Source organism: Candidatus Eisenbacteria bacterium (assembly GCA_030017955.1).
Classification (GTDB): Bacteria; Eisenbacteria; RBG-16-71-46; order JASEGR01; family JASEGR01; genus JASEGR01.
The window spans coordinates 1-4,972 of sequence record JASEGR010000122.1 but is presented as its reverse complement, the minus strand read 5'-3'; the positions used below and the strand labels follow the sequence as shown (position 1 = coordinate 4,972).

Genomic DNA, 4,972 nt, shown 5'->3' with positions numbered 1-4,972 from the left:
GTGTCGTGTCCCGGGGCAAAGACATAGACAAGGAACTTCCGGGACACGACACTAGTGTGCCGGACGGTCTATGGGAACAGAGCACGAAAAGAAAGAGATAAGAGAGCCGTCAGTCGCGGGAAGTTTCTATCCGGGCGACAAATCTTCCCTGTCAAGAGAAGTGGAGAAGCTCCTGGAAATGGCCGGGAAAAGAGCCCTCAAGGGTAAGATACTTGGGGTGATTGTGCCGCACGCAGGGTATGTATTCTCCGGGCTGGTTGCGGCTCATGCTTACAGGCAGCTTGAAGGCCTAAAGTTTGATGTTGCCGTACTCATCGGTCCAAGTCACAGAGCATATCATCCGGAGGCTTCCATATATCCAGGCAGAGCGTTCAAGACACCTCTTGGGCTCGTGGAAGTTGACGCAGACATAGCGCGCGAGCTGGCAAGCAGAGATCCGCTTATGAGACTCACTGCCTCCGGGCATACCGGAGAACATTCCATAGAAGTCCAGCTGCCGTTTCTTCAGAAGGTGATGCCGGACATCAAGATTGTCCCTATTGCGTTGGGTATCCAGAACAGGGTGGTGTGCGAGAAGATTGCCGGGAGTCTCAAGGTCGTCCTCAAAGGAAAGAAGGCAATCTTGATTGCGAGTTCCGATTTGTCTCATTTTCATGGCTACGATGAGGCAGTCAGGCTTGACCGGATAGTCCTCAAGCATCTTGAATCCTTTGATGCAACCTCGTTACTGATGGACCTCGAAACCGACACGTGCGAAGCGTGCGGCGGGGGTGCGATAGCGACGGTTCTCCTCGCAGCCAAATCCATGGGTGGAAATTCTGTGGAGATTCTCAAGTATGCAAACTCGGGCGACGCCATTGGTGATAGACGCAGCGTTGTGGGTTACGCAGCTGCTGCTGTGATGGGTCCGGCGACTTAGGGCGGCTGCGTCTTCCGGGAATGCTTTTGAGTGAGGTGAAATGCGTGATTAGCAAAGATGGCAAAAAGAGGCTGATCGAAATTGCCAGGGAAAGCATCAACAACTATCTTCTAACCGGAAAGGTGCTGGAGCCTCCGGATGAGGCTGGGGAACTAAGTGAAAAGAAAGGCGCCTTTGTCACCATCAAGGAGTCCGGCAGGTTGAGAGGCTGTATCGGGCAGATCCACTCGACGAGGCCTCTCTATCTCACAATTGCGGACATGGCGGTTGAAGCCGCTTTTCATGATCCCAGGTTCGAACCTCTTGACGAAGACGAACTGGCTGAGCTCGAGATAGAAATCTCCGTTCTTAGTCCCCTGGAAAGAGTGAAAGATGTAAGTGAGATTGTACTTGGAGAACACGGCCTTCTAATTCAGAAAGGCTTTCAGTCGGGGTTGTTCTTGCCTCAGGTTGCGACAGAAAACAAATGGGGGCTGTCGAAGTTTCTTGATCACTTGTGTTTGAAAGCCGGTCTTCCAAAAGGAAGTTGGAGCGACGCAGATCTATCGAAATTCACTGCCGAGGTTTTTGGAGAAAGGCTCGACTGAATCTGACAGCCGCAAAGATTCCACTTTTCCTCATCGCTTTCTCTAATCTTGCCATTCCCGTCGGGATTGAACATATCCCCCCGGAGTCTTGTCTTCCAGGAAAGACGCTCACATTTTCGTTTTCGGCCGCGGCCCCGGAGCAGATTGCGTCCGGCGAGCTGAATCTCAGGGAAAAAGGACAACTGAGTTTCCGGACAATCAGGATGGTTCGTGAAGGCAATCTCTTCGCCGCCAAAGTGATTCCATCAGGAAGTGATGGGCTTGAGTATTTTCTTCTCATCACGACGAGAGACGGGACACTCATCGTTCTTCCTCCCGGTAGGAGTAGGGACAATCCCCAGGAGGTGCTGCCGGTCGAAGAGACGGCAACAGGAGAATTAGTAACAGGAGAATTAGTGACAGTCACCGATATCGAGGAAATGGGCACAGGCACTGAAATCGAAGTCCTGTCTCCGGACCCCGGAAGCCGGCTCAAGGAAAAGAGAATTGAGGTCTTGTTCGGCTTCACGCCTTCCCTTGGAGAGAGTCTTTTTGTCATGGCCGCACTTGACGGGAAGGACGTTAGCAGCGAATGTGACATAGAGAAAGATTTTCTCCTTTTTGCCCCAGCGTATGAACTCTCCGGTGGAAGGCATATCTTCACAGTACAGGTAGATAGTCCTCGCGGGACTGTCCGGACCCAGGCCGTTGAATTCTTCTACGGCGAAGGCAATCCATTCTCCATTCAAGGCAACGCTTCGTTGTCGTACCAGAAGGCAGTCGTCGATGAGGGAGATGCTTCTTCCTACTATCTTTCGCTTCCTCCGGGCGGGTTCATACTTTGCGATCTGAGTCTCTCGGGTCAGAGGTCGGAAGAAAGTTACTTCCTGTGGCTGGACAGAAATCCGTTCTACACACCTTCGTACCAGACGGGTTTTCAATTCTCCAAAAACAACTTTCAGGTTGAGGCCGGCAACCTGTTTCCTTTTGTGAGCGAGATCACTCTCTATGGCGTTTCACCGAAGGGAATCAGCGGGGAGTATAGGTCCCTGGACAATTCCTTTTCGGTCCTTGCGCTCAAGACAGGAGGTGCCGACAATCTCACAGGAATATATGACCAGTACCTTGGAAGCGTCAGAATTGAGCGGGCAGTCGGAGGCAGGATCTCTCTTGGAGGGCTCGTCTCATACAGCACGGACAAGTCTTCATCTCTGACGGTACCGCTATTCCCCGCTCTCCGAAATGCCCTGATCTCCGGAAATCTGTCTATTGTTCCCTGGAAGGGCGGAAGGGTGGGAGGCGAGCTGGCGTACAGTGCATTTGACACGATCGGCGTGTCCACCGACTGGACCAGGGGAACGGCATATGAGGCAAAGATTGAGGAAGAGCTTGGAGCCAGAAAGGTGATTCTGACCTTTAGAAGAGTCCCGGACGAATACCTTTCGCTTGGAGCGCCATATCTTGAAAAGGGAAGAGAAAGCCTGGTCCTCGAGCACCAGGGAAAGCTTTTCAAATCAAACTATACGCTGAGAGGAAGCAGGATCACTTCTCTCAGCATTGGGCAGGGCACGTTTGGAACCGATGGGTGGGAGTTTGTCGGACGGTTTGACGTTCCGTTCAGGAACAAGGGAAACCTTTACACGGGGTTCGAGTACAGGAATAGACCCTATGACTTCTACGAATTTGAGACAAAGACCGCCTCGCTCGGTCTGACCCTGAGCATACTCGGAGGAAAGATTGGCTGCTCTTCCACGTTGAGCCGGGTCACCTACAGTTCGGCAGACACTTCCGCGGCAGGGTCGAAGAACGTGACCGATTCTTTTTCGTTTTCCCTGAGCTACGAGCGGAGTTTTCTTAAGGAACGACTGAAAACGAAGGTTTTCTACTCCGGCTTCTCCGGCAAGGATTCCGGAGGGCTTTACTCGCAGACAAGAAAGAATCCGCTCCTTTCGGCAGACTTCGCACTCGCGAAAGGGTACTCTCTCGAATTGCGTTTTCAGACTGTGGACAGGACTGACCGCATCGATCCGCTGACCTCGTATCGTGAATCAGTTTACGCAGCCGTTCTCAAGAAGAGCATCTCGACTACGTTGTGAAATCGTAACAAATTGTTATACAGTTAATTAGACGGGACTGTGAATGTGATTTGTTAAGTTGGGTGGTGCAAGACGGTATCTCCGCGCCCTCTCAATAGGCTCCCGCCAGGATGACAGTCTGGCAGGCGGGGGTGGCGGGGAGATGCCACCTGATGAGATTTTGGAACGGAAGGCATTCCCGCGAGGTCAAATCTGTAGAGATGGAAGATAAGAGACAAGGATCGACAGAACGGGATTTCGAGCGTCTCGCAAAAGAATCACAGAACAAGATATTCAATCTCGCCTTGAAACTGGTTGGTGACCATGAAGACGCGCTGGATGTCACTCAGGAAACACTTATCAGAGCATTCTCTGCGTACGAAAAGTTTCGGGGCGATTCAAAGCCCTCCACCTGGCTTTACAGGATTACGGTGAACGAAGCAAAGAGATTATTGAGGAAAAGGGCGTTGACCAGACTCTTCGCCGTCAGAGAGCAACAGCAATCTGCCGGGGAGCCGGGTTTGGATCCCTCTCCCGGGCAGGAAAGAGAGGAACGGGCTGAGAGCGTAAGAAGAATGCTTCAATCCGTGCCCCGCGGATACAGAGAGGCAATCGTGCTGCGGTATGTTGAGAATATGTCTTATGGTGAAGTTGCGAAGGTGTTGGCATGTTCCGAAGGGACAGCGAAATCGAGAGTCTCAAGAGGACTGAGAATTCTTGAGAAGAAGCTCGTTCCTTTGATGAAGGAGGAAGGCCGTGGAGTGTAGAGAGTTTCGAAAGGTCCTGAGGGAGTATCTTGACGGAGAGTTAGAGCATGATAAGAAACTTCTTGTCGAAAAACATCTTGCTCTCTGCAATGATTGCAGGGAAGCGGTTCTGGCACTCAAGGGGTTCTTTGCCTCTATAGCTTCCGAACCGGGGACGGAACTTCGGCCATTTTTTACAGAGAAGATACTGGCAAGGGTGAGGAGCCGAAAGAGAAAACCGCTATTGTTGAGACCGGTCCCCGCATTGGCTTCCATAATGATCCTTGTTCTCGCCTCTGTAACTATCATTCACTTTACGGGAACTACCAAGAGGATGCCGCCTGCTCTCCAGGTCGTTTATCCCGAAGAAAATTCGATAGTCCTCGGCGACAAACTCGATATTTGTGCATCTGTCTCGTCTTCCTCCAAATCGCTTAAGAAAGAAAAACTCCAGCTTCTTCTTGACGGAAAGGACGTGACGCAGGAAGCGGAAATCGGGGATGAATATCTCATCTACACTCCGGGGAGAAGAATCGATGAAGGAGAGCACACGATACTGATACGCGCTGCCAACGGCGCTGTGGAAGATGTCCTCAAGTGGAGGTTCTATTCAATCTAGTGTAGTGCGTCTAACGCTTCTTTACATTTGGTGACTTTGGCCAGGAT

At 51.5% G+C, this 4,972-nt stretch carries 5 protein-coding genes; all 5 read left to right on the top strand.

Features of this window, described 5'->3' with window-relative positions; translation table 11 throughout:
* The first annotated feature begins 70 nt into the window (after window positions 1-70).
* Window positions 71-919, top strand: coding sequence for an AmmeMemoRadiSam system protein B (gene amrB / locus QME66_12555; GenBank protein MDI6809786.1), 849 nt, complete (start codon window positions 71-73; stop codon window positions 917-919).
* A 44-nt stretch (window positions 920-963) separates the two neighbouring features.
* A complete protein-coding gene (gene amrA, locus QME66_12550; GenBank protein MDI6809785.1) occupies window positions 964-1,506 on the top strand; it encodes an AmmeMemoRadiSam system protein A in 543 nt (180 codons plus the stop codon).
* Complete coding sequence (locus QME66_12545; GenBank protein ID MDI6809784.1) at window positions 1,446-3,581, top strand: hypothetical protein; 2,136 nt, start codon at window positions 1,446-1,448, stop codon at window positions 3,579-3,581. The genes amrA and QME66_12545 overlap by 61 nt, the downstream gene beginning before the upstream one ends.
* Before the next feature lie 152 nt (window positions 3,582-3,733).
* Window positions 3,734-4,327 carry a sigma-70 family RNA polymerase sigma factor gene (locus QME66_12540; protein MDI6809783.1) on the top strand — a complete coding sequence of 198 codons (594 nt, stop codon included), beginning with the start codon at window positions 3,734-3,736 and terminating at the stop codon, window positions 4,325-4,327.
* The gene (locus QME66_12535; protein MDI6809782.1) at window positions 4,317-4,925 is read left to right on the top strand and encodes a zf-HC2 domain-containing protein; all 609 of its coding nucleotides are present in this window, start codon (window positions 4,317-4,319) and stop codon (window positions 4,923-4,925) included. The genes QME66_12540 and QME66_12535 overlap by 11 nt, the downstream gene beginning before the upstream one ends.
* Window positions 4,926-4,972 lie beyond the last annotated feature (47 nt).

Coding starts and splice junctions, on each gene's coding strand:
- QME66_12540 (MDI6809783.1), top strand. CDS start 3,734: ATGAGATTTTGGAACGGAAGGCATTCCCGCGAGGTCAAATCTGTAGAG.
- amrB (MDI6809786.1), top strand. CDS start 71: ATGGGAACAGAGCACGAAAAGAAAGAGATAAGAGAGCCGTCAGTCGCG.